Raw genomic sequence first — 22,703 nt, 5'->3', positions numbered from 1 at the left:
TCTGAACCGCCCGGGCAGCCGGGACAATGCTCAACGCAAGGAGCCCTCCAGGTGGACCTCGCCCTCCTCCGCGGAGACGCGGAAGGCGATGGCCTCCTCCTGCCGTGCGGTCTGGAACCGCACCCGCGAGGGCAGGTACAGGGGACGCCGGAACTCGCAGGTCAGCGTGAGGGCAGGTGCCTCCCCAGCCTCCCCCATCTCCGCCAGGCACCGGCTCAGCGTCCACATGCCATGGGCGATGGCACGCGGGAACCCGAAGGGGCGCGCGGCAAGCGCCGAGAGGTGGATGGGGTTGTAGTCCCCCGAGGCCCGGGCATAACGCCGCCCCATGCCTGCGGGCACCGTCCAGCGGGCGGGCCGGCTGTCTCGAAACGCGGTTCCCTCCTCCTCGGGGGCCTTTCGGCCCTTGCGCGAGGACTCCCCTCCCGGCAGCCGGCGAAGCATGGTGGTGACGGCTTCCCAGACCCGTACTCCGTCCACGTCCACGTGGGTCGACAAATCGAGTTCCCGGCCGAGGCGCACCTCGCGCTGCCCTTCCAGGAAGCAGGAGATCGCCAGCGGCGCATCGTCTGGCAACCGGCGCAGCTGCCGGATGACGTTGCGGATGTGAATCATCCCCAGCAACCGGTAGGGAAACTCCGGGCGGTTGAGCAGGGCCATGTGCAGGGGCGTGGCCAGCACCTGGGGATAGGTGGCGGGCAAGAAGCCATCGGCCTCGAAGCCACAGACGGCGCGATAGCGCGCGAGCCGCTGGGGCTCGGCCACCACGTGCCGCACGCGCACTTCCAGCCGGGGCACCTCGGCGGCCCGGGCGGGTTTCCGGGCCACGGCGGCGCGCACCAGCTGAACACCGAGCGAGGGCAATGCGTCGAGTTCGAGCGAGACGGGCAGAGACATGCCGCAGCCCTTATCAAGGATGAGGGCCCCGCTCGCATGGAAAGAGCCCAGTAAGCATCCGCGGGTGCTCCATGTCTTGCTGCATCGCGGCAGGGCCGGATGGCTTGAGTCCGGATGTCCAGTTCGCGGCAGCCGCCCGGACTTCGCGCCTGCCCTGCCAGAGGGCAGGTAGGATCCCCCAACAATGGCTCTCGACCCTTCCGGCGCGAAGACCCTGATCCAGGTTCAGAAGCGGAGCTATCTCACCGGGGCGGTTTACTTGCTCTGTGGTCTGGCTTTCCACTGCCTGGTGTCGGGGACGTGGCCTCCCGGGCTCGTGGTGAGCGAACTCGTCCTCGCGGGGCTCTTCGTCCTGCTGGGCATCAGCATTGGCGTGAAGGGGTTTTCCCCCGTTCACGTGGGAGTGATTGGGGGATGTCTGGGCCTGGTGGCCGCCGTGCTCTTCATTCACTGGAGCGGCGGACCGCTCAGCCCATACATTCACATGCTCGGCGCCCTGCCCTTCATGTTGGCCCTGTTCACCCCGGGCAGCAGCCAGCCCACGCTCGTGAGTGGAGGGGCCTCGCTCCTCTCGTTGTCGCTCGTGAGTGCGCTCAGCGGCATGCCGCCCCGGCAGATGGTGCTCCAGGCCTTCTCGAGCCTGGTGGTCCTGGCGTTGGCGTTCTCCGGCTCCCGCGTGTACCAGCGCTTCATCCACGCGCAGAGCGAGGCCCACCAGGCACGGCTCCAGGCGGTGGAGCAGCTCGCGGAGAGCGAGCGGCTGCGGGGCCGCGCCGAGCGGGAGCGCGCCGAGGTGGAGCGCCTGGTGCTCATGGGGCAGTTGGCCGCCGGGGTTGCTCACGAGGTGAACAATCCCCTGGCCTTCGTGATGGCCAACCTGAGCTTCCTGGAGCGGCAGACGGGCCGCCAGGGCCCTCCCCTGGACCGGGAGGAGCTCAAGAGCGTGCTGCGCGAGACGCAAGAGGGGCTGCTGCGCATCCAGCAGATCATCAAGGACCTGAAGGACTTCTCGCGGGCAGGGGTCCTGGACGACGAGAAGCGGGGGCCGCTGGAGGAGGCCTTGCGCGAGGCGAGCCGCCTGGCCTCCGTGCGGCTGGGAGGGAGCGGTCACGTGGAGCTGGTGCTCGACCCCGGCTTGCCCGAGGTGAGGCTGAGCCAGCGGCATGTGGTGCAGGTGATGGTGAACCTGCTGCTCAACGCCACGGACGCGGTGGAGCAAGCACAGCCCCCCCGCCAGCCCCAGATCTCGGTGCGGGCACGGCGGGAGGAGGGGGGCGTGAGCTTGTGGGTGGAGGACAACGGACCGGGCATTCCCCCCGAGGTGCTGCCCCGGATCTTCGAGTCCTTCTTCACCACCAAACCTCCCGGCAAGGGCACGGGGTTGGGACTCGCCCTGTGCAAGGATTACGTCACGCGGGCTGGCGGCACCCTGCACGCGGAGAACCGCGCCGAGGGGGGCGCCCGCTTCATCCTGTGGCTGCCCCGGGCCTCGGCCTCCGAGGCAGCCGCCTGAGCCCTGGCATTCGTTGCCGCCCTTCCGGCCCCAGGTGTAGACCTGCCTTATGAGCGCCAGTGCCCCCAGTCCCGCCGCAGCCCCTTCTCCCCCTTACTTGGTGCGAACGTCCCGGCTCGTCCTGCGGTGCCTGGAGCCGGAGGATGCCGTCCGTCGCCAGGAGGCGGTGGACTCCAGCGGGGCGCACCTGGACTTCATGTTTCGCCGCCCCGACGGCCGCCCGATTCCCCTGGAGACCCACGTCGCGGCCGTGCGGAAGAGCCGCGGCAGCTTCGATCTGGATCAAGACCGCTTCTACGGCGTCTTCGAGCCCAGCACCGGGCGCATGCTGGGCGAGACCGGCCTGCTCCGGCGCGCCGGCATCGGGGCCCTGGAGCTGTCCTACTGGCTGCGCCGGGATGCGGCCGGTCAAGGCTTCGCCACCGAGATGGCCTCTGCCCTGGTCAAGACCGCCTTCGAGCGCGATCAGGTGAAGCGCATGGATGTGATGTGCACGCCGGACAACGTGCGCAGCGCCGCGGTGGCCCGCCGCCTGGGGTTCACCTTTGAAGGGCGGCTGCGCGACCGGCAGCTCGCGCCCTACCACGAGAGGGGGGACCTGCTGTGTTTCACCCTCCTGGCTTCCGAATATCCCCACTCCCCCGCGCGCCAGCTTCCCCTTCAGTGCTTCGACTTCCTCGGGCAGCCCCTCCCCTGACGCTCGGGTGACTCCCGGGCGGTGTGGCAATTCGCGCGGCTCCGCGTGGCGTTCTGCCACGGTCCTGCCCGCGCGCACCGGCCGTTCCGGGGCAGCGCCAGGAAGGCATGTGCCTTGCTCCCGGCCAGACGGACGCAGGGGACACCTCCCCGGCTGAGGCCCGGTGGGAGATGCGACGGCTGGAAGTTCTCGACGGACTGAGGGGCTACTTCCTCGTGTTCATGGTGCTGAACCACCTGAGCTTCGAGGGCGGCTACCTGCTCGTGAAGCTCAACCATGGCGAGCTGGGCTACGTCCAAGACGCTCCCGGGTTCGTGTTTCTGTCCGGCCTGCTCATGGGCCAGGTCCACGGCACGCGCATGAAGAAGCAGGGCTACCGCGCCGGCGCCTCGCGCATCTACCAGCGCGTCTTCGAGCTCTACCGGTACACCGTGGGCTGCCTCCTGGCCATCATCGGCCTGGGCTTCCTGCTGTCCGAGTCCTCCGTGTACTGGGAGCCGTGGCTCTGGCAGTTGGCGCGCAATGACTGGGGCTTCGCGCTGGCCGCGGCGGCGCTGCTCTACCAGCCGACGTATCTGGACATCCTGCCCCAGTACATCGTCTACCTCGCGCTGTCGCCCCCGCTCGTGTGGCTATGCGTGACGGGCCGCTGGGTGCCGGTGGCGCTCGGCTCGATGATGCTCTGGCTCGGCGTGCAGTTCGGCGTCCACCTGCCCCTGGCCAGTGCCATCGACGCCGTGATGGGCGCCTTGCACTCCGGGCTCGTCCTGCGCGCGCACTTCAACGTGCTCGCCTGGCAGCTCGTCTTCACTGCGGGGATGGTCCTGGGATGCCTGGCCTCGACCGGCCAGCTGAACTGGCAGCGCGTCTTCGATCCCTCCCGCAGGGGGCTCGTTCAGGCGGCGCTCTGCATCACCGGCTTCTTCATGCTCTGCCGGCTCGGCATGACCTGGGGGCTGCTCCCCGAGGCCATGCAGGCGCGCGTGCGGGCCGTGGAGATCCGGGCCGAGTTCAGCCTGATGTTCCTGCTGAACTTCGCGGCCATGGCCTATCTGGTGGGCTGGCTCCTCGTGGCGGGGGAGCGCTCGGAGTCCCGCTTCGTCCGCCGGGCCGGGGAGGGACTGCGCGCCCTCTTCACCCTGCCCTTCCTGCGGCGGATTGGCAGGCATTCCCTTCAGGCCTACGTGTGGCACGTGCTCGTCATCTACTTGTTGAAGGCGGTGGACTACCACCACGGGCCTTTCAACGAGCTGACCAAGACCGCCATCGCCGTCGCGGCCGTTGCGTCCCTTGCCCTCCCTGCCCTGCTTCAGGAATCCAGGTCTGCCCCGGAGGCCGCCGTGGGGGCCTCGCCCCCGCTTCCGGAAGGTCCCTCGCGCGCCTCAGAATGAACGGGCACGGCCCGCGTTGATGACGGCGTCGCACCCCTGGCCGCCGCACACGGTGCCTGGATCCAGCGGATCCCCACCCGAGCCCTGCGTCGCCATCACCGCCCCCACCGCCGCGGCGGTCGCCACGGCGCCAACACCCGCCCAGACATACCAGCGCTTGAACCAGGGACGGGACGCGCTCGCCTCCGTCTCCGTGGGCAGGGGCGCCAGCGGCGAGGGGTTCGCCGTGACGGCAGGCTCAGGCGGCAAGAGGTTCGTCTCCTTGGGGGTGTCCGTGCGGGCCACGGACGCGCTCGCCGTACCCGGCAGGGGCCGCAGGTTGGCGGTCACCGTGTAGTCCTTGCCCGCCCTCACGGCGATGCGCTGCTTGTCCGGCTCGAAGCCCTCGCGGCTGACGACAATCTCGTGGGAGCCCGGCTTGAGCACGATGCCGGTCAGCGGCACCGGGCCCCGGGGCTGCCCGTCGATGGACACCTGGGCAGAGGCCACATCCGAGTTCACCGCCACCACGCCCGCCACGGGCGTCAACGAGACCGTCACCTCGGCCGTTTTTCCCACGGCGACGGGGATGCGGCGGACGAAGTCCGCATACCCGGGCCTGCGCACCGCCACCGTGTGCTCGCCGGCAGTCACCTCCAGCGCGTCCACCGGCAGCGCGCCCACCTCGGTGCTGTCCACGAAGAGGCGCGCGCCCTTGATGCCGCCCCCCAGCTTCACCAGCAGCCGGCCCTTCTGCTCCACCATGGGGACGGCGAGATCGTCGTCCGCCTCGGGGGCCGGGGCCGCCACGGGCTTCTTCGCCGGCGGCTTCTTGGCACGCCGCTTGGCCGGCTTCGGCTTGGGCTTGGCGGCGGGCTTGGCCGGCTCCAGCGGCACGAAGAGATCGTCCTGGGCATAGGCCCCAGGTGCCAGCAGGGTGGCCAGGACGGCGAGGACGGCGAAGCGGCGATGGACCATGAGGAACAGAAGGTTAGAGAGTCGTAATTGGAGGGTCAAACACCGTACCGCCCCGGCCGGGCGTGGTGAAAGATGCGCCCCCCATGTCTCGAACCGCTTCCCCGGCCCTGGTGCTCGGCGCCCTGGCCCTGTCGGGCCTCGCCGCCTGCCCTTCCCACCCTCCCACTCCCACGGCTCCCACCGAGCCTCCCGTGCGCATTCCCCCGGGCTGCGCCCAGAACCTGTCGGGCGAGTACCACCACGCGGCCAACGCCGCGTTCCATTACCTGGCCCAGGATGACGGGCGCACGCTGTCACTCACCCTGCTGCGGACCCGCGCGGATGGCGGCGTGGAGCAGGCGCCCGATCCCGGGGCCATCTCCCTGGTGTTGAACCGGACCCCGGACGGTTTCCGGGGGCAGACCCATGCCACGGGCTTCAACGTCTCCGGCACACCCTGCCCCGTCACATTCCCCACGGAGCTCACCGCCTGCGACAGCGGCAGCCTCACGCTGCGCACGGTGTCCAGCACCGCCATCGACGAGGCCTGCCAGCCGCCCTCGAGCGGCCCAGTGCCCCAGCGGGTGGAGCACGTGCTGCGCCGGGCCGCGCCCAGCCCGGGCGCGCCGGATGCGGGCACGCCCGACGCGGGGACGTGAGCGGAAGGCTCAGGCCACCCGGCGGGCTTGCTCCTCGGGGGGCTTGAGCGCCGCGGCCGAGGCCGCGGTGGACTTCAGCCGGCCCCGGAGCAGGCTGGAGAGCCCCACGTACAGGAAGCCCGCCTGGAACAGGATGATGAAGGGCACCGAGGTGTAGATGCGCGCGTCGATGGCGAACCAGAGCGCCCCGGTGAAGTACGCCGCGAAGAGCAGCTCCACGAGGGGCATCAGCGTCTTGGTGCCCAGGTAGCTCTTCTGGATGCGCTTGATGCTCTTGCCCTCGGAGCCCGTCTTCGGCGTCCGCGCGAACCCCGACTGCTGGTTGAGCAGCGCCTCCAGCACCGCCTTGGCGTTGTTGATGGCCAGGCCAATGCCCAGGCTCATCAGGAACGGCAGGTACTTCAGCCGCGCCCAGCCGCTCACGCCCTGCTCGCGCTGGGTGGCCACGTAGAAGACGCACACGCTGGCGGTGGCGGTGACGAAGAAGGGCAGATCCAGGAACAGCGTCCCGTAGAGCCCGTGGTGGAAGCGCACCACCATGGACAGCGGCATCAGCACCGACAGGAGCACCATCAACAGGTACGCCATGTTGTTGGTGAGGTGGAAGAACGCCTCGCGCTTCACCACGAACGGCAAGTCGCTCTTGAGGATGGTGGGCAGGAGCTTCTTCGCCGTCTGGATGGAGCCCTTGGCCCAGCGGTGCTGCTGGCTCTTGAAGGCGTTCATGTCCACCGGCACTTCCGCCGGGGAGATGACCTCGGGCAGGAAGATGAACTGCCAGCCCTTGAGCTGCGCGCGGTAGCTCAGGTCCAGGTCCTCGGTGAGCGTGTCGTGCTGCCAGCCGCCCGCGTCCTCGATGGTGCTCCGGCGCCAGATGCCCGCCGTGCCATTGAAGTTGAAGAAGCACCCGGAGCGGTTGCGCGCCGTGTGCTCGATGATGAAGTGCCCATCCAGGAAGATGCTCTGGGCCTGCGTCAGGATGGAGAACTCGCGGTTGAGGTGGCCCCAGCGCACCTGCACCATGCCCACCTTCGCGTCCGAGAAGAACGGCACCGTGCGCTGCAGGAAGTCCGGGCTGGGCACGAAGTCCGCGTCGAACACCGCCACGAACTCACCCGAGGCCACCTTCAGCCCGTGCTCCAGCGCGCCCGCCTTGAAGCCCTGCCGGTTCGTCCGGTGGATGTAGACGATGTTGAGGCCCTTGTTGCGGTGGCGCTCCACGCACGCGCGAGCAATGCCGCACGTCTCGTCGGTGGAGTCGTCCAGCACCTGGATCTCCAGCAGCTCCCGGGGGTAGTCGATGCGGCAGACCGAGTCCACCAGCCGCTCCACCACGTACATCTCGTTGAAGATGGGCAGCTGGATGGTGACGCGGGGCAAAGCGGGCAGCACGCCCTTGGGCGTGGGCAGCTTGAACTTGTGGCGGTAGTACAGGTACGCCATCCGGTACCGGTGTGAGCCATAGACGGCCAGCACGCACAGGACGGTGAAGTACACCCCCAAGAAGATGATCTCGACAGTGGTCATCGGTGACGCTCAACCCCTACCGCGAGTTCCGCCTCGCGGTCCTTCCATGCGCGGCCGAGAAACTGCGACTCACGCTGACCGCCGCTACCGGATCCGCTGAGCCCCCGCCACGTATGTGCCCGGAATTACTGTCTTTTTACAGCAATGGCACCCAATGGCGCCGGACAATAGGGAGGCGTCAAGGGCCTGTCAAACAAAACCCCCCGGGAAGAGGCCCTCCCGGGGCGGTCCTGGGCGCTTGTATGTCTACGTAAGAACGGAGGCAGCCTCCGCCCGTGTCAGCCGACGACGGCGCGGCGCTGCGTGGGCTGCGCGGGAGAGGCCAGGGCGGGCAGCTCCGCCACCCCTGCCTCGTCCCGCGTGGCCAGGCCGAGGATGCGCTCGACGAGTTGGGAGAAGCTGATGCCCCGCTGCGCGGCGATCTTCGGCAGCAGGCTCGTGGGGGTGAGCCCCGGCAGCGTGTTCACCTCGAGGACGAAGTCGTTCTGCTCCTCGGTGCAGATGAGGTCCACCCGGCCATAGCCGCGGCAGCCCAGGGCGCGCCAGGCGGCCAGCGCCAGCGACTCCACGTTGGCCAGGCGCGTGGCGGACAGCCGCGGGGGCAGGAAGTAGTTCGTGCCCCCCTTGTACTTGGCGTCGTAGTCGAAGCCCTCCCGGGGCGTGGCGATCTCGCAGCTGCCGAGCACCTCGCCGCCGAGGATGCCCACCGTCACCTCACGGCCGCTCACGAAGCGCTCCACCAACGCCTCACCACCGTAACGGCAGGCATTGGACACCGCGGGGGCCAGGGCCTCGGCATCGTGCACCAGGGCCAGGCCCAGGGACGAGCCGCCACAGGCAGGCTTCACCACGCACGGAAAGCCCAGGTCCCCGTGGCGCTCCTGGAGCAGCGCGAGCTCCTCCCGGCCAATCCGGTAGCCCTGGGGCGTGGGCAGGTTGTGCAGCCGGAAGAGCTTCTTGGCGAAGGGCTTGTTCATCGCCAGCGCGGAGGCGAGCACCCCGGAGCCCGTGTACGGCAGCTCCAGCAGCTCCAGCAGCCCCTGCACCTTGCCGTCCTCGCCCATCCGCCCGTGCAGCGCGACGAACGCCACGTCCAGCTCCGCGGTGCGCAGCACCCGGTCCAGCCCCGGTCCGGCGAAGACGCGGGTGACGGTGTGGCCCTCCGCCTCCAGCGCGGCCACGGCGGCCTCACCGGTCTTCAACGACACCTCCCGCTCCTCGCCCCACCCACCCATCAGCACTCCGACGCGCTTGCCCATGTTGGTCAACTCCTCCTGGGTCAGTCCCTCAGCACGCCGGATGCCAACACCACTTGTGCTACAGGTCACGAAAACTGCCGCCGGGAGTGCCCGTAACCCTGTCATTTCACGGGGCTACGGGGGACCCTCCCGTGGCTCACGGGCCACGGCGCGGGCGGACAGCCACGCGCCGCACCGCCGCCTGCTCACCTACCCGCCATCGAGCGGGAGGCCACCATCGGTGCCCCCATCCGGGTCCGGCTCCTGCCCCGCGTCCCCATCCCCCGCGTCCGGGCCACCATCCGGGAGCCCGCCATCCGCGCGAGGGGGGGCCTGCCCCGAGACACAGGAGCCGTTCTCGCAGACGTAGCCCTCCAGGCACTGGTTCTGCGCGTCGCAGGGCTGCCCTTCGGCGTCGAAATCAACGAGCAGGCTGCACGCGGTCAGCGCCAGGGCCGCGGGCAACCAGAGAGTGCGAAGGAAGCGCATGGTCAGTAGTTCCGGAGATCGTCTTCGTCGAGTGCAGGCCGTTTCTTCCGCTCTTCTTCGCGCTTGCGCCGCTCGGCCTCCTCGCGCTTGCGCTGCTCCTCTTCCTGACGCTTGCGCCGCTCGGCCTCTTCGCGCTCGCGCCGCGCCGCATCCTCACGCTCGCGCCGCTCGGCCTCCTCGCGCTCGCGCTCCTTCTTGGCCGCCTCTTCGCGGTTGCGCCGCTCCTGCTTCGTGGCTTCTTCGCGGGCCTGACGCTCCTGCTTGGCCGCCTCCTCCCGGGCACGCCGCTCCTCCTCGGCCCGCTTCTTCGGGGACAGCTTCTCCGGGGCCGGCTCCACGGCCTTCTCTGGCGGGGCCACCCCAGGCTCCGGCGCGGGCGCGGGCGCTTCTGCGGGCGCTTCCGTGGGCGCGGCCTCGGCGGGGGGCTCGGGCGTACGGCTCGCGGGGGCCGCCTTCTGCCCGCCGCCTCCGCCCTCGGAGAAGGCCAGCCAGGCCCCCGCGCCCGCGGAGGCCAGTCCGGCCAGGACGCCGAGGTCCGCGATGAGCGCGAACGTCTTGCCATCGGACTTCAGCGCCTCGCCGCGCGCGGACGTCTGGGGCGTCTCCTTGAACTGATCCGACTTCGAGGAGGCCTCCAGGCCGAAATAGATTCCGCCCGCGAGCAACGCGGCCCCCGTGGCGAGCAGCACATACCCCGCCGTCCGGCGGTTGGCGCTGGGCGCACCGGCGCTGAAGTGGTTCACCGGCTTGCTTCCCTTGCGCGGCGCATCCCCCGTCAGCACGTTGGCCAGGAGCGACTGGACGCCCGCCTCCATCGCCTCGCCCGAGGCGGTCACCGGCCCCGCCGCGTAGCCCAGGTTGTGGCCGTCACGCGTCTCCAGCCGGAGCACGATGGCATCTTGCGCCCCCGCGCCCGGCGTTCCCCGGATGAGCAGCGCCAGCACCTGCTGGGTGCCCGCGAGCGTGCCCAGCGCCTTGAGCGCCTCGTCCCGGCCCTTCGACTCGGGCCCATCCTCGATGCGCTCCACCAGCTCCCGCAGGCGAGGGGCGTGGACCGTGGGCTGCAGGGTGAAGGCCACCTCGGCGCCGCTCACCCGCTGCTGCTCCTGCGCATAGCCCGGCGCCACCAGGGTGATGAAGTGGTCCGCGCGCGACAGGCCGGAGAGCTGCAAGGGGGAGCTGCCCTGGAACTGCCCATCCAGGAAGACCTGGGCCATCACGGGCTGGGTCTTGACCTCCAGGGTCTTGTCCGCCTGGGCCAGCACGGACTTGCGCGTCTTCTCCACCAGGTTGCGCTCGTCCGCGGGGAAGTAGTTGGGGGAGAACTCCGCCTGGGGGTTCCGGGCCAGGACGTCCGAGATTTCCCGCGCCGCGGCCTTGTTGTCACCGTTGGCCACGTGCGAGGCGATCTTCATCACCCGCGCCCGGCTCATGTCCGTGAAGTGCCGGGACAGGTCGCTGGCCTCGTAGGCCTGCACCGCCGCGTCGAACTGCTGGAGCGCCTTCTGGGTGTCCAGCTCATCGTAGGCCTTCTGGCCCTCGGCGAACGCGGTGGCTGCCTGGGCCGCCTTCTCCTCGCGGGCCCGCGCGGCATCGGCCTCCAGCGCATCGGCCAGGCGCACCACCTCAAAGCGGCCCGTGCCCGCCGCGGCCTGCTCGGCCAGGTACGTCAGGCGGGGCACTTGTGTCCGGGCCGCCGCGTCCAGCGGCACCACCACCACGGTGAGGCGGGGGGCGGCCGCGGCCGGAAGCGCTCGGGGGAGCAGTCGCAGCGGGGGCTGCTGCGCGAACGCAGGACCGGCGGCGAGCAGGCCCACCAGCAGGCCACTCAGCGCCGCGTCCAGGACGCGGATCCAGGGTCGTCGCATCACTCTTGCTGCCATTCAACGAGCATTACCCGGACTGCCCGGCGAAAAGCCAGTTGGGAACGCAACTACTGCGGTCCCGCCCCCGCCGAAGGGCGTTCCGGGGCTCCTCCCACCGAGTGGAGGTAGTCCAGGGCCACCTTGAGCGGGTAGTCCTTGAGCTTCGCGGTGACGTCCCAGGGGGTGAGGTTCGCTGGCAGTGTGCGTGCCCCGGCACTCTGCCCGGAGGCCGCCGCCACCCCGGGCTCCGCCTTGAAGTGCCGCTTCAGGTCCTTCTCGCGCGGCGCCTCCGGGCCGGGCTTGGTGCCGGGCTCATCGGGCACGAGGAAGTCCGGGGTGATGCCCCGCTCCTGGATGCTGCGGCCCAGGGGCGTGTAGTACCGGGCAATCGTCAGCTTCAGCCCCGAGCCATCCTCCAGCTCGATGACGGTCTGCACGCTGCCCTTGCCGAAAGTCTGCGCGCCCATGATGACCGCGCGCCCGTGGTCCTGGAGCGCCCCGGCCACGATCTCCGAGGCCGACGCGCTGCCGGAGTTCACCAGCACCACCATGGGGTAGTTGGGCTCGGTGTCGCGGTCCTTGCTGCGCTCCTCGGTGGCGTTGCGCCCGTTGCGCCCGCGCGTGCTAACGATGGGGAGATTGCCCGGCAGGAACCGGTCGCTCATCGCCACCGACTGGTCCAGCAGGCCACCGGGGTTGTTGCGCAAGTCCAGCACCAGCCCGCTCAGCTCCTTGCCCCCGTTGAGGCCCCGCAGCCGGTCCAGCTCCTTGCGCAGGTACAGGTCCGTGCGGTCCTGGAAGTTCTTCACCTTCACGTGCCCGATGCCCCCGTAGAGCGCGCCCTCCACGGCCACGATGCGGATGTGGTCCCGGATGATGGCGATGTCCCGGGGGGCGCTGAAGCCCTCGCGCATGAGGGTGAGCAGCACGCGCTTGCCCGCGGGGCCCCGCATCTTCTGGAGCACCGCGGCCACATCCAACCCCTGGATGCTCTGCTCGTCGATGCGCAGAATCTCATCGCCCGCGCGCAGGCCCGCCCGCGCGGCCGGCGTGTCATCGATGGGGGCCACGACGATGATGCGCTCGCCCTTGCGGGCGATCTCGATGCCCAGCCCCCCGAACTCCCCCGAGGTGTCGATCTTCATCTCCTTGAAGACCTCGGGCGGCATGTAGAGCGTGTGGGGATCCAACGTCTCGAGCATCCCCTTGATGGCGCCCTGCAGGAGCCGGGTGTTGTCCACCGGCTCCACGTAGTTGTTCTCCACGTAGGAGAGCACCCGGGCGAACACCTCCAGGTTCTTATAGGTGTCGTCCTCGCGGTCCGCGAGCGCGGCGGGGGCGGCGAGCCACAGGGCCACCGCGAGCGCCGTGCGCCACGAGGAGGGCTGGTGGTTCACGTCGAGCGTCCTTTCCCGAGTTACCCGGACACTCTACACCCAGGCCTACAACCCTGCCTTGTCGGCGAAGCTCACCAGGCGGGCGACCAGCTCGTCCGGCCGCTCCATCTGGGGCACGTGCCCGAAGCCCTTCACCACCTGGACCTGGGCATGGGCGGGCAGGTGGGTCCGGAAGTAGTCCAGCGTCTCGGAGGGCAACAGCCGCTCGCTGCCCCCCCACAGGAGGAGCACCGGCATGGTGAGCCCCTGGAGCGCCCCCGGCGCCAGGCAGGCGCGCGTGGCCCGGGCATCCTCCGTCAGGGCCTGCACGGCCGGGGTGGCATAGAACTTCCGCATCTCCTGGGAGAGCAGCAGCAGGGGCAACGGCGCCTTGTGGAAGAGGCGCCGGGTGAGCGCGCGTGCCTGCTCGGCCGTCTCGACGGCGAAGGAGGACAGCAGCGCATTGAACACCTCCTCCGGCAGGGCTGCCCCGGCGGGGGCCACCAGCCCCAGGGCCCGGACCAGGGCAGGCGCCTCGGCGGCCAGGTTGACGGACATGGCCCCGCCCAGGGAGTTGCCCACCACGAAGGCAGGCTCGCCCACCACCTGCTCCACCCAGGCGCGCAGCGTGTCGAACTGTCCCTGGACACACCCGGGCCCCGCACAAAAGTCGCTGGAGAAGCCGTGCCCCGGCAGGTCCGGCGCCAGCACCCGCGAGAAGCGCTTGCCCAGCGGGAAGAGGACCCGGGAGAAGCCATTGGCCGAGCCGCCCAGCCCGTGCACCAGCACCACCGGAGGCCCCTTGCCCTGCCCCTTCAGCTCGTAGGAGTGCACCGACCGGCCCGCCACGCTGCGCACCACCGACTTCGCCCCGCGCGCCACCAGCATCTGGCGCGTCATCTTCTGCACTCCACCCATCAAGTCCACGGTGCTCGCTCCTGGGAAAGCTGTACCGCCAGGATAATGGCGGCCGTGGATTTGCGCAGCGCGTTAAGAATCTTTGAGTCCGGGCGTGAGCAGGAACGGCACCAACACCTCCAGCAGCGGCCCCGGCGCATCGAGCGGGATGATGTGCCCGCAGTTCTCCAGCTGCACCTCGGTCAGATTGCTGGCGACGGGCCGCAACTGGGCCGCGAGCGCAGGACCGATGGGATGCGCGCCGATCGCCAGCACCGGCATCGACAGCCGTCTGCCCTGTTCGACGACGAGCGAGGCGATCTGCGCCGCCGTGACGGGCAGCGCGCGGTAATGCGCGAAGGCGCTGGCCAGTGCCGTGCGTCCGGTGTAGGCGGAGACAAAGGCATGACGAATCTCCGGCGCCACGCCCCGGCCACCGTGGGTGCCAGCGCGGAGGAACCACTCAATGTACTCCCGCTCGTGCCCCTCCAGCACCGTCTCGGCCAAGCCGGGTGCCTGATGGAAGCCGAACCACCACGGCGGGCCGTTGGCGAGGAAGGATTCCGCGCCCGGAAGCCGTCCCAGCAACGACTCCATCAGCACGAGCCGCCGCACCCGCTCCGGCCGTGAGAGGGCCAGGATGAAGGATGGCGGTGCGCCTGCGTCGATGCCGACGACGTCGGCCCGCTCAATGCCCAGTCCGTCGAGGAGGTCTGCGACAGCGGCCGCGAGGGCCTGCCCATCGCCGCCAGCGACCAGGTTGGGCGCGATCACCCGGTGGGTCTGGGCGAGCCGGGGCAGCACCGCGTCCCACAGCCGCGGCGTGTGCGGGAAGCCGTGCAGCAACACGACGGCCGGTCCAGTGCCGGTATCGACAAGCCCCTCGCGATTCATGGGACATCCCTGTGAGGACAGTGCGGGGTGAACACGCCGGCGTGAGTAACCGCCGTGCCCCTCCACAACAACCGAAACTCCCCACGCTCCCTCTCAGGGGGCCGGAAGCAGCCACGGCTTCGGGTCCACGGCCCGCCCGTCCTGACGAATCTCGAAGTAGAGGTAGGCCCCCTTCAAGGAACCCGTGTCGCCCACGGTGCCCACCTCATCCCCGGGCTGAAGCTCCGCGCCCACCTCGGGCGAGACGTTCTCCAGGTGGGCCATGAGCGAGTGGTAGCCGCCCCCGTGGTCGAGGATGAGCAGGTTGCCATAGCCGCGCAGCCAGCCCGCGTAGACCACCTTGCCGGCCGCCACGGCGCGCACCGGGGCGCCCGCGGGGGCCCGGATGTCCAGCCCCTTCTGCACGGTGACGGTGTTGAAGCGGGGGTTCACCACCCGGCCGAACCCCACCTCCACCAGGCCCGGGGTGGGAAAGGGCAGCTTGCCGCGCAACGAGCGGAAGCCGGTGGCCGGAATCCCCGCCTCCATGTCGTCGATGATGCGCGTCAGGTCCGCGTCCGCCTGCTCCAGCTCGCGCACCACGCGCCGGGCCAGCTCGGCCTCGCCCGCGAGGTTGGCCACCACCTCTTGCAGGGACTCCTGCTGCCGCTCGGCCAGCGCGGACTGCTCCTTGATGAAGGCCATGCGCGAGGTGAGTGAGGCCTGGAGCCGCTTGAGCTCCCGCAGGGCCCGGCCCTGGAGCCGCGCCACGTGCTGCACGGCGCGCAGCAGCTCCAGGTCGCTCTTCATCGTCGCCTCCAGCGTCCGCGCGCGCCAGACGAGCGAGGAGAAGTCCCGCGAGGACAGCAGCACCTCCAGGGGCTCGCGGCGCGTGAGCCGGTACATGGCGCGCAGGCGGGGCGAGAGCCGGTGGAGCTGCTGCCGGAGCACCTCGCGCGCCACCGCCTCCTCGCGCTCGGCCACCGCCACGCGCTTGCGGAAGACGGCCAGGTCCTTCTCCAGCACCTGCACGCGCCGGCGCGACAGGCTCACCATCTGCTCCAGCAGCTCCACGCCCTCCAGCACGGAGACGCGCTTGGACTCGATGAGGGCCACGGTGGCCCGCTGCGCGGCGAGCTGCTCGCGCACGGTGGCCCGCTCCACGGCCTCGTCCTGGGCGAGCGCGGGAAGGGACAGGAGCAGCAGGAGAAGAAGTGCCCGGCTCATACCCGCAGGAAGCGCCCCACCGCGATGAAGCTGCCCACCAGCCCCAGCCCGCCACCGGCCGCCACCAGCTCCAGCGCCAGCCCTGGGCTCACCAGCGGCTCGCCCGAGGCAGGCCCCAGCAGGAAGGAGAACAGCGACGCCAACGAGGGCCCCACGAGCTGGCTGAAGAGCCACAGCCCCGCGAGCGCGACCCCGGCGCCCAGGAGCCCCTGAAGGAGCCCTTCAATGAGGAACGGGGCCTTCACGAAGCGGTCCGTGGCGCCCACGAGCTTCTGGATTTCGATCTCCTCGCGCCGCGCGTAGATGGCGAGCTGGAGCGTGGCGGACACGATGATGATGGTGGCGAAGAGCACCACCGCGAAGGCCACCACCCCGCCGTACCGCAGCGCCCGGGCGATGGCCGTCAGCCGCTCCACCGCCTCCTGGCCATAGTCCACGCCGGTGACTCCCGGCAGCGTGCGGACCTGCTGGGCGAGCGCCTCCAGCCCCTCGGGCGTGCGGCGCTCGGGCGCCACCGCCAGTTCCAGGGAGGGCGGCAGCGGGTTCTCGGGAAGCTGCGCGAGCGCCCCGCCCAGGTCCCCCAGCTCCCGCGCCAGCCGGTCCAGGGCCTCGTCCGGCTTCACCAGCACGGCACGGCCGCCACTGGCGGCCTCCAGCGTCCCGCGCATGGCCTCCACCTGCTCCGGGGCCAGCTCGGGCGCCAGGTACACCGTCACCTCCACCTCCCCGCCCAGCGAGGCGAGCAGCCCATCCAGGGCATGGCCCGCGGTGCGGGTCAGCCCCGCGGCGAACAGCGCGATGGCGATGGTGGTGATGGCGATGAAGTGGACGAACGGGGAGTGCTTCAGCCCTCCGGCCGCCGAGCGCCAGAAGTAGGAGACCTTGGCCAGCGCGGTCATACCGCCGCCATCCGCCGGGCCGCCTTCACCCCGTCCTCATCCGAGACGATGAAGCCGCGCTCCAGCCGCACGGTGCGCTTCTGGTAGCGCGCCAGCAGCGTGCTGTCGTGCGTGGCCACCATCACGGTGGTGCCGCGGATGTTCACCTGGTTGAGCAGGTCCATGATCTCCACGGTGAGCGCCGGGTCCAGGTTGCCCGTGGGCTCGTCGGCCAGGAGGATGGTCGGATCATTGACGAGCGCGCGCGCGATGACGACGCGCTGCTGCTCTCCACCGGACAGGCGCAGCGGGTACGAGCGGGCCTTGTGCTCGAGCCCCACCCGCTTGAGCATGCGGTGGACCTTGTCGCGCGCCTCGTCCCGGGGCACGCCCAGCACATCCAGGGTGAAGGCGACGTTGTCCTCCACCGTGCGGTGGGGCAGCAGCTTGAAGTCCTGGAACACCACGCCGATGTTGCGCCGCAGGTAGGGCACCGCCGACTCGCGGATGCGCGCGATGTTCTTGCCCCCCACGAGGATCTGCCCCTTGGTGGCCTTCTCCGCGCAGAACAGGAGCTTCAGCAGCGTGGTCTTCCCCGCGCCCGAGGGGCCCGTCAGGAAGATGAACTCGCCCTTCTCGACGTGCAGGTTGACGTCCGAGAGCACCGGCGGGTCCCCCGGATACGACTTGTACACATGGAAGATCTGGATCATCGGCCCGGGGATTGTGGCCCCAACTGGCCCCTGGCTCCACTCCGTGGCGCTCCCCTGCCTGCCCCCGGGCACGGGAGCCCGAGCCCGAGGCCCGCTTACCCCTCCATGGGCAGGAACATCGGGGCCAGCAGCGAGGTGACGAACACCCAGCGGGAGCCGTCTCCCAGCAACATCAGCCGGATGCGCACATGGCGGGTTCCCCACCGGAAGCGGAACTGGAAGTCAAAGCTCTCCGTGCCCCGCCCGCGCTCGACGAGCGCATCGAAGCGCCCCCGGAAGTCGGCCACGTTGGTGCACGGAGCGATGTCCTCGAAGAAGCGCCGCCCCAGCACGGACGGCGCCGTCCGCCGGGAGAACGCGGACTCCGCGGCGTTGTAGGCCAGCACCTGCCCCTGGGCGTCCAGCTTGATGGCCCCGAACGGCAGCGCATCGAACTCCTCGGGCGACAGCCGGCTCAGACGCTCTTCCGATAAAGACTCCGCGCTCAGAACCAGATGCCGCATGCGGCGAGCCCCCCCCACGGGCCTCCCTCCGCCGGGGACGGGATGACCACCCTGAAATTGTACAGAGTCTGTTCAGGGCTTGTCACGCCTCCGCCCTGCGGGGCAGAGGCAGGGGCCTTACGGGGGATCGCCCTCGCCGGCCAGGTAGCTGAGGATGACCTCGTCGAGGCTTTTCTCGGAGATGAGATCCTCGCCGAAGAGGGTCTCTACCCCCACCTCGTTGATCTTCGGCTGGATCTTCATCGCGCGGGCGGCGGCCACTTCCGGTGGCAGGGCGGCGGCGGCGGCCGGTGGGGGCGGCTTGGCCACCGGGGCCACCTGGGCGGGGGCCTTCACCGGGGGAGGGTCATCGGTGGCGAGCTGCCCGGGCTGGTAGTGGCGCGCACCCGCCTCGTAGCTGTCGTACACGCCGTTGATGAGGTTGCGCAGCATCTCCTTGTGCTGCTCCTCCATCAGCTCACGGACGACCTCGGCGAGATTCTCGGCGTTGAGGATGTCGGCGTAGGAGGTCTTCTTCGAGGCGAGGATGTTCCCACCCACGAACAGGTGGGTGATGATGTGGGGATTGTTCACGCCCGAATCCTCGGTCTGGACGTGGTAAACCTTCCCCTTGTGCTTGATGTTGTGGTTGAAGCCGGTGACGGCTTTCTCGAAGGTTTTCGACATGCCGAAGGCGGCGGAAGCTAGCAGCGCCCCCCCGGGGAGACAAGTTAGCGTCACACAGTTCGTGCGCATTACCCTCCCCGGACGACGGATTTCCGCCCTCCAGGGCATGGGAACCGTGCCCCCCCGCCGAGCGTCCGAGCCCCGGGCACGTTCTTGAAAACCTGAAGGCCCCTGGGCTACGTACGTCTGGCCGTGAACAGTGGTGTCCTCCTGCGTTGACCGCGCCTTGGGTGTCCGATGAAGAACAACCTCCAAAATCAACTGCGTCAGCAGGACGCTCATGCGCTGGCCCAGGGCTACTCGCGCGCCATCCGCCTGATGGACATCGGCAGCATCGCCATCTTCTTCGCACTGGAGCTCACGCTGGCGTACCTGCTGTGGGGCAACCCCCACGTGGGCCCCTGGCTGCTGCTGAGCGCCATCCTCCTGGGGTACCTGGCGGCGGACTTCGTCTCGGGCTTCGTGCACTGGATGGCGGACACCTGGGGCTCCACCACCATGCCCGTGCTGGGCAAGGCCTTCGTGCGGCCCTTCCGTGAGCACCACGTGGACCAGAAGGCCATCACCCGTCACGACTTCATCGAGACGAATGGCAACAACTGTGCCATCTCCATCCCCGTGGGCATCGCCACGCTGGTGATGCCGCACAGCAGCCCGGCGTGGGTGTTCCTCGCGGCGTTCCTGGGCTCGATGATCTTCTGGGTGATGGCGACCAACCAGTTCCACAAGTGGTCGCACCTGGACACGCCGGGCCCGGTGGTGAGCTTCCTGCAGCGCGTGCACCTCATCCTGCCGCCCGCGCACCACGGCATCCACCACACCGCGCCCTTCCACAAGTATTACTGCATCACCGTGGGCTGGCTGAACAAGCCGCTGACGATGATCCGCTTCTTCCCCACGCTGGAGCGGCTCGTCACGTGGACCACCGGCATGCTGCCGCGCCAGGACGACATCGGCACGGAGGCGGCCAAGGCCGTGCTGAAGACCACGGACGCGGAGGCCTCCGTCGTCCAGGCCGCCAAGGCCCTGCTGGAGAGCACCGAGAAGCCGGAGCAGATCGCCCCCGGCGCCCTGCCCCGCTAGAAGCTCAGGTCCACCTGCTCGGCCGAGGCGATGGGGCGCCCCAGGAAGCGGGCCCCCACCTCCACGAAGCGCTCGGGCACATCCGTCACGAAGTAGCCGTGAGCGGGCACCCCACCCGGCGGTGCCAGTTCCTGGGTGCGCTCCAGCAGCGCGGCCACCGCCTCCGCCGTGGCCTCCGCCGAGTCCACCAGGGCCACGCGCGGGCCCACCACCTGGGCGATGACGTCCTTGAGCAGCGGGTAGTGAGTACACCCGAGCACCAGGGTGTCCACGCCCTCCCGGGCGAAGTCCGCCAGGTACTCGCGCGCCACCAGCGCCGGCACGTCTCCCTGCGTCCACCCCTCCTCGGCCAGGGGCACGAAGAGCGGACAGGCCCGCGCCTTCACCGGCACGTGGGGGTCCGCCCGCTGCAGCTCCCGCTGGTAGGCCCCGGAGCGGATGGTGCCCGGCGTGCCGATGACGCCCACGCCGCCGCCCTTCGTCCGGCGCAGGGCCGCCTGGGCCCCCGGCGCGATGACGCCCATCACCGGCACCGGCAGCGCCGCCGCCAGCGCGGGCAGGGCCACCGCGGAGGCCGTGTTGCAGGCCACCACCAGCAGCTTGATGCCCTTCTCCAGGAGGAACTGCGCGTTCTTGAGCGAGTAGCGCGTCACCACCTCGCCGGATTTGGTGCCGTAGGGCACGCGCGCCGTGTCGCCCAGGTAGAGGGTGCTCTCGTGAGGGAGGCGCTCCATCAGCGCCTTGAGGACGGTGAGTCCTCCGACGCCCGAGTCGAACACCCCGATGGGACCGTGGCTGCTTTGCCGCATGTCCGGGCTCCCTATCACGTTTGATGCCAACCCCCACCCTCCCCCGCAAAGCGAAGAGGGCCGGGGATTGCGCCCCAGCCCTCCCGCCTCTTCCCTCCGCCCGGCGGCCCGTTAGCGGCGGAACATCGTCACCTCGAGCGCCTGGTTGGGGGGCGGGAACTGGTGGGCGCGGACCAGGATGGGGGCCATGTTGCTGTTGGAGCGGTACTCGGTAGTGCCCTTCTTCGCGTACAGGGAGACCTTGTAGGAGCCCGGCCGCAGGAAGCTGTAGGTGATGGGCTTGGCGCGGCACTCCTGCCAGTCTCCCAGCGCCCCGTACACCCACTCGCCCGTCGCCGTGTCCTGGAAGTTGACGTTCACCTCCAGCGAGCCCGACGGGTCGATCTGGTTGCAGTCCATCGTCACCGAGCCGTCCGAGAACTTCCACGAGATGGCCGCCCCGCCCACCGCGTACAGGTTGAAGGAGGCGGAGACCGGGTTGTAGGCCTGCGTCACCAGCTCCCCATTGAAGTAGTAGAGGGGGTTGCCGTCGTAGTCCCGGGCGATGAACTCGATGAAGTGCGAGCCCGGCTCCAGTTCCGGCGTCTCCAGGCCCGGCGAGCGCTGGCCCTCGATGCAGGGGAAGTTCACCGGATCCCGCTCATCCAGGGTGATGTCCACCGAGGCCACGCCGGCCTGGCCGCAGCTCGCGTTGCCCGGGAACGTCCAGTTCAGCAGCGCGTAGGAGGCCGGGTCCCCCTGGCCCATCAGGTCGGCCCGCACCGTCGTGTTACCGTCGATGCGGAAGGTGCCCTGGGCCTCGTAAATCACCACGTTGTGCACATCCACGGCCCGAAGGACGAAGGGGTACGTACCGGCCCGGAAGTCGTGCAGGGTGATGCCATCCACGCCGCCCGTGTTGCAGGCGAAGCGCCCCCCGTTGTGCAGGCGCTCGCCCGGAATCTCCACGTTCACGCCGAACACGTCGCGGGCCTGATCGCAGCGCAGCCCCTGGAAGGTCCACAGGAACGAGACATCCCCCGGGTACCCGCGATCGTCATCGTCGACGACGATACAGCCCGTGGAGAAGGAGGCGAGACAGAGGAATGCGAGCAGCAGTCGGGAGTTCATGGGGTGCGTCCAGGCGTTCGAAGAGGCGGCCGGGCGTTCAGGCCGTTGTGTCTTCTCGGACGCCGCCCCCCGCGTTTTATTCAGGCAGCCTGACGAGCCCCTTTGCTTTGTTTGACCACCCCGGATCGGAGTGCTACGGCCTGCACCCATGATGTTCCGCCTGCCCCTGGCGCTCGGCGCCATGAACTACGTGGAGATTCTCCGCGGCGCGTCCTTCATCGAGCTGGCCGTGCTCATCCTGCTCATGGGCGTCTCCGTGGCGTCCTGGGGCCTCATCGTCATGAAGGCCACCCAGCTCTCCCGGGCCCGCACACAGTCGCTTACCTTTCTAGACACCTTCTGGAAGGCCACGCGGCTGGAGGGCATCTACCAGACGGCGCGGGGGCTGGAGGGCTCGCCGCTGTCGAAGGTGTTCTGCGCGGGCTACGAGGAGCTGTCCAAGCTGGCCCAGGCCAAGGAAGGCCCCGAGGGGGCCATGAGCGACAAGCTCGGGGGCATCGAGAACGTGGAGCGGGCGCTGCACCGGGCCGCCACGGCGCAAATCACCGAACTGGAGGCGCGCGTGCCGTTTTTGGGCACCGTGGGCGCCGCGGCCCCCTTCGTGGGGCTGTTCGGCACGGTGGTGGGCATCCTCAACGCCTTCAATGAAATCGCCGACAAGGGCAACGCCACGCTGTCCACGGTGGCCGCCCCCGTGGGCAACGCGCTGTTCGCCACGGCCGCGGGCCTCTTCGCCGCGATTCCCGCGGTGGTCGCCTACAACTCGTTCGTCAGCCGCATCAAGATCTTCGACACGGAGATGTCCAACTTCTCCGCCGACTTCCTGAACATCATCAAGCGGCACTTCTTCAAGTAGGAGCCGGGCGCGCCATGGGCATGGGTGGAGGCAACAAGGGCCAGGGCCGCGTCACCATGAGCGAGATCAACGTCACGCCCATGGTGGACGTGATGCTGGTGCTGCTCATCATCTTCATGGTGACCGCGCCGCTCATCCAGCAGGGCGTCAAGGTCAACCTGCCCGAGGCGAAGGCCGCCCCGGTGGAGGCCGCCGAGAAGAAGCTCGTGCTCTCCATCGACGCCGGCCGGCGCGTCTTCATCGGGGATGCGGAGGTGCTCCTGGAGGAGCTGGAGACGAAGCTGGCCGCCAACGCCAAGGCGCAGGCCGAGAAGGAAGTCTACCTGCACGCGGACCGCGACGTGCCCTACGGCGTCGTCGTGGAGGTCATGGCCGCCGCCCAGCGCGCGGGCATCACCAACGTGGGGATGATCACCGACCCCTCCGCCAAGGGCAACCGCACGGACCCGGCGCCCCCGCCCCCGGCGTCCAAAGGGGGAAAGAAGGAAGCGAAGCGCTAG

General features: G+C 69.7%; 23 protein-coding genes. 7 read left to right on the top strand and 16 right to left on the bottom strand.

The annotated features are described in order from the left end of the window. Window positions 1-30: 30 nt before the first annotated feature. Window positions 31-897 carry a MaoC family dehydratase gene (locus KY661_RS14425; protein WP_225410755.1) on the bottom strand — a complete coding sequence of 289 codons (867 nt, stop codon included), beginning with the start codon at window positions 895-897 and terminating at the stop codon, window positions 31-33. A 184-nt stretch (window positions 898-1,081) separates the two neighbouring features. On the opposite strand from KY661_RS14425, the gene KY661_RS14420 reads away from it, so the two are divergent. The 3 genes from KY661_RS14420 to KY661_RS14410 all read left to right on the top strand — a co-directional run bounded on the left by KY661_RS14420 (window position 1,082) and on the right by KY661_RS14410 (window position 4,498). After that, the gene (locus KY661_RS14420; RefSeq protein WP_225410754.1) at window positions 1,082-2,410 is read left to right on the top strand and encodes a sensor histidine kinase; all 1,329 of its coding nucleotides are present in this window, start codon (window positions 1,082-1,084) and stop codon (window positions 2,408-2,410) included. Between the two features lie 49 nt (window positions 2,411-2,459). Continuing rightward, the gene (locus tag KY661_RS14415; RefSeq protein WP_225410753.1) at window positions 2,460-3,107 is read left to right on the top strand and encodes a GNAT family N-acetyltransferase; all 648 of its coding nucleotides are present in this window, start codon (window positions 2,460-2,462) and stop codon (window positions 3,105-3,107) included. A gap of 170 nt (window positions 3,108-3,277) precedes the next feature. Beyond that, window positions 3,278-4,498, top strand: coding sequence for an OpgC family protein (locus KY661_RS14410; protein WP_225410752.1), 1,221 nt, complete (start codon window positions 3,278-3,280; stop codon window positions 4,496-4,498). Here the strand turns inward: KY661_RS14410 and KY661_RS14405 are convergent. Beyond that, window positions 4,490-5,455: a PEGA domain-containing protein gene (locus KY661_RS14405; RefSeq protein ID WP_225410751.1), complete on the bottom strand. Its 966-nt coding sequence runs from the start codon at window positions 5,453-5,455 to the stop codon at window positions 4,490-4,492. The genes KY661_RS14410 and KY661_RS14405 overlap by 9 nt on opposite strands. 83 nt (window positions 5,456-5,538) lie before the next feature. On the opposite strand from KY661_RS14405, the gene KY661_RS14400 reads away from it, so the two are divergent. Next, window positions 5,539-6,093: a hypothetical protein gene (locus tag KY661_RS14400; RefSeq protein ID WP_225410750.1), complete on the top strand. Its 555-nt coding sequence runs from the start codon at window positions 5,539-5,541 to the stop codon at window positions 6,091-6,093. A 9-nt stretch (window positions 6,094-6,102) separates the two neighbouring features. On the opposite strand, the gene KY661_RS14395 is transcribed toward KY661_RS14400, so the two are convergent. From KY661_RS14395 to KY661_RS14340, 12 genes are all read right to left on the bottom strand, one after another. Continuing rightward, entirely contained in the window at window positions 6,103-7,620 is a 1,518-nt protein-coding gene (locus KY661_RS14395) for a cellulose synthase family protein (RefSeq protein ID WP_075010591.1), read from the bottom strand. 278 nt (window positions 7,621-7,898) lie between these two features. Next, window positions 7,899-8,879: a D-alanine--D-alanine ligase gene (locus KY661_RS14390; RefSeq protein WP_225410749.1), complete on the bottom strand. Its 981-nt coding sequence runs from the start codon at window positions 8,877-8,879 to the stop codon at window positions 7,899-7,901. A gap of 189 nt (window positions 8,880-9,068) precedes the next feature. Then, complete coding sequence (locus KY661_RS14385) at window positions 9,069-9,347, bottom strand: hypothetical protein (RefSeq protein ID WP_225410748.1); 279 nt, start codon at window positions 9,345-9,347, stop codon at window positions 9,069-9,071. 2 nt (window positions 9,348-9,349) lie between these two features. Next, window positions 9,350-11,215 (bottom strand): PEGA domain-containing protein, encoded by a 1,866-nt coding sequence (locus KY661_RS14380; RefSeq protein ID WP_225410747.1) that lies wholly within the window; start codon window positions 11,213-11,215, stop codon window positions 9,350-9,352. Window positions 11,216-11,280: 65 nt separating this feature from the next. Beyond that, the gene (locus KY661_RS14375; protein ID WP_225410746.1) at window positions 11,281-12,609 is read right to left on the bottom strand and encodes a S41 family peptidase; all 1,329 of its coding nucleotides are present in this window, start codon (window positions 12,607-12,609) and stop codon (window positions 11,281-11,283) included. Between the two features lie 45 nt (window positions 12,610-12,654). Continuing rightward, the gene (locus KY661_RS14370) at window positions 12,655-13,515 is read right to left on the bottom strand and encodes an alpha/beta fold hydrolase (protein ID WP_225410745.1); all 861 of its coding nucleotides are present in this window, start codon (window positions 13,513-13,515) and stop codon (window positions 12,655-12,657) included. Window positions 13,516-13,578: 63 nt separating this feature from the next. Next, complete coding sequence (locus tag KY661_RS14365; RefSeq protein WP_225410744.1) at window positions 13,579-14,379, bottom strand: alpha/beta fold hydrolase; 801 nt, start codon at window positions 14,377-14,379, stop codon at window positions 13,579-13,581. Window positions 14,380-14,472: 93 nt separating this feature from the next. Next, complete coding sequence (locus KY661_RS14360) at window positions 14,473-15,585, bottom strand: murein hydrolase activator EnvC family protein (protein WP_225410743.1); 1,113 nt, start codon at window positions 15,583-15,585, stop codon at window positions 14,473-14,475. Continuing rightward, entirely contained in the window at window positions 15,582-16,484 is a 903-nt protein-coding gene (locus tag KY661_RS14355) for a cell division protein FtsX (protein WP_225410742.1), read from the bottom strand. The genes KY661_RS14360 and KY661_RS14355 overlap by 4 nt, the downstream gene beginning before the upstream one ends. Continuing rightward, window positions 16,481-17,176, bottom strand: a complete 696-nt coding sequence (gene ftsE / locus KY661_RS14350; protein ID WP_225410741.1) for a cell division ATP-binding protein FtsE — start codon at window positions 17,174-17,176, stop codon at window positions 16,481-16,483. The genes KY661_RS14355 and ftsE overlap by 4 nt, the downstream gene beginning before the upstream one ends. 95 nt (window positions 17,177-17,271) lie before the next feature. Next, complete coding sequence (locus KY661_RS14345) at window positions 17,272-17,679, bottom strand: PAS domain-containing protein (RefSeq protein WP_225410740.1); 408 nt, start codon at window positions 17,677-17,679, stop codon at window positions 17,272-17,274. Window positions 17,680-17,796: 117 nt separating this feature from the next. Further along, window positions 17,797-18,345: a hypothetical protein gene (locus KY661_RS14340; protein ID WP_225410739.1), complete on the bottom strand. Its 549-nt coding sequence runs from the start codon at window positions 18,343-18,345 to the stop codon at window positions 17,797-17,799. Between the two features lie 237 nt (window positions 18,346-18,582). On the opposite strand from KY661_RS14340, the gene carF reads away from it, so the two are divergent. After that, window positions 18,583-19,428, top strand: a complete 846-nt coding sequence (gene carF, locus KY661_RS14335; protein WP_225410738.1) for a plasmanylethanolamine desaturase — start codon at window positions 18,583-18,585, stop codon at window positions 19,426-19,428. Here carF and murI read toward each other — a convergent pair. Together murI and KY661_RS14325 are read right to left on the bottom strand one after the other, a co-directional pair. Further along, the gene (gene murI / locus KY661_RS14330) at window positions 19,425-20,237 is read right to left on the bottom strand and encodes a glutamate racemase (protein ID WP_225410737.1); all 813 of its coding nucleotides are present in this window, start codon (window positions 20,235-20,237) and stop codon (window positions 19,425-19,427) included. The two genes, carF and murI, sit on opposite strands and share 4 nt — an antisense overlap. Before the next feature lie 111 nt (window positions 20,238-20,348). Then, complete coding sequence (locus tag KY661_RS14325; protein ID WP_225410736.1) at window positions 20,349-21,347, bottom strand: hypothetical protein; 999 nt, start codon at window positions 21,345-21,347, stop codon at window positions 20,349-20,351. Window positions 21,348-21,495: 148 nt separating this feature from the next. Here KY661_RS14325 and KY661_RS14320 point away from each other — a divergent pair, with 148 nt between their 5' ends. Together KY661_RS14320 and tolR are read left to right on the top strand one after the other, a co-directional pair. Then, window positions 21,496-22,203, top strand: coding sequence for a MotA/TolQ/ExbB proton channel family protein (locus KY661_RS14320; RefSeq protein WP_075010577.1), 708 nt, complete (start codon window positions 21,496-21,498; stop codon window positions 22,201-22,203). 14 nt (window positions 22,204-22,217) lie between these two features. Next, window positions 22,218-22,703, top strand: a complete 486-nt coding sequence (gene tolR / locus KY661_RS14315) for a protein TolR (protein ID WP_225410735.1) — start codon at window positions 22,218-22,220, stop codon at window positions 22,701-22,703.

Origin of the sequence: Allostigmatella hybrida, from assembly GCF_020103775.1 — a bacterium.
GTDB classification, from domain to species: domain Bacteria; phylum Myxococcota; class Myxococcia; order Myxococcales; family Myxococcaceae; genus Hyalangium; species Hyalangium aurantiaca.
This window is presented reverse-complemented; position numbering and strand designations above follow the sequence as displayed.

Excerpts from the sequence above, each read along its gene's own strand:
- carF (WP_225410738.1), top strand. The coding sequence starts at position 18,583 with ATGAAGAACAACCTCCAAAATCAACTGCGTCAGCAGGACGCTCATGCG.
- KY661_RS14320 (WP_075010577.1), top strand. The coding sequence starts at position 21,496 with ATGATGTTCCGCCTGCCCCTGGCGCTCGGCGCCATGAACTACGTGGAG.
- KY661_RS14340 (WP_225410739.1), bottom strand. The coding sequence starts at position 18,345 with ATGTCGAAAACCTTCGAGAAAGCCGTCACCGGCTTCAACCACAACATC.
- KY661_RS14360 (WP_225410743.1), bottom strand. The coding sequence starts at position 15,585 with ATGAGCCGGGCACTTCTTCTCCTGCTGCTCCTGTCCCTTCCCGCGCTC.
- KY661_RS14380 (WP_225410747.1), bottom strand. The coding sequence starts at position 11,215 with ATGCGACGACCCTGGATCCGCGTCCTGGACGCGGCGCTGAGTGGCCTG.
- tolR (WP_225410735.1), top strand. The coding sequence starts at position 22,218 with ATGGGCATGGGTGGAGGCAACAAGGGCCAGGGCCGCGTCACCATGAGC.
- murI (WP_225410737.1), bottom strand. The coding sequence starts at position 20,237 with ATGCGGCAAAGCAGCCACGGTCCCATCGGGGTGTTCGACTCGGGCGTC.
- KY661_RS14425 (WP_225410755.1), bottom strand. The coding sequence starts at position 897 with ATGTCTCTGCCCGTCTCGCTCGAACTCGACGCATTGCCCTCGCTCGGT.
- KY661_RS14345 (WP_225410740.1), bottom strand. The coding sequence starts at position 17,679 with ATGCGGCATCTGGTTCTGAGCGCGGAGTCTTTATCGGAAGAGCGTCTG.
- ftsE (WP_225410741.1), bottom strand. The coding sequence starts at position 17,176 with ATGATCCAGATCTTCCATGTGTACAAGTCGTATCCGGGGGACCCGCCG.
- KY661_RS14400 (WP_225410750.1), top strand. The coding sequence starts at position 5,539 with ATGTCTCGAACCGCTTCCCCGGCCCTGGTGCTCGGCGCCCTGGCCCTG.
- KY661_RS14325 (WP_225410736.1), bottom strand. The coding sequence starts at position 21,347 with ATGAACTCCCGACTGCTGCTCGCATTCCTCTGTCTCGCCTCCTTCTCC.
- KY661_RS14365 (WP_225410744.1), bottom strand. The coding sequence starts at position 14,379 with ATGAATCGCGAGGGGCTTGTCGATACCGGCACTGGACCGGCCGTCGTG.
- KY661_RS14355 (WP_225410742.1), bottom strand. The coding sequence starts at position 16,484 with ATGACCGCGCTGGCCAAGGTCTCCTACTTCTGGCGCTCGGCGGCCGGA.
- KY661_RS14390 (WP_225410749.1), bottom strand. The coding sequence starts at position 8,879 with ATGGGCAAGCGCGTCGGAGTGCTGATGGGTGGGTGGGGCGAGGAGCGG.
- KY661_RS14410 (WP_225410752.1), top strand. The coding sequence starts at position 3,278 with ATGCGACGGCTGGAAGTTCTCGACGGACTGAGGGGCTACTTCCTCGTG.
- KY661_RS14395 (WP_075010591.1), bottom strand. The coding sequence starts at position 7,620 with ATGACCACTGTCGAGATCATCTTCTTGGGGGTGTACTTCACCGTCCTG.
- KY661_RS14385 (WP_225410748.1), bottom strand. The coding sequence starts at position 9,347 with ATGCGCTTCCTTCGCACTCTCTGGTTGCCCGCGGCCCTGGCGCTGACC.
- KY661_RS14415 (WP_225410753.1), top strand. The coding sequence starts at position 2,460 with ATGAGCGCCAGTGCCCCCAGTCCCGCCGCAGCCCCTTCTCCCCCTTAC.
- KY661_RS14405 (WP_225410751.1), bottom strand. The coding sequence starts at position 5,455 with ATGGTCCATCGCCGCTTCGCCGTCCTCGCCGTCCTGGCCACCCTGCTG.
- KY661_RS14420 (WP_225410754.1), top strand. The coding sequence starts at position 1,082 with ATGGCTCTCGACCCTTCCGGCGCGAAGACCCTGATCCAGGTTCAGAAG.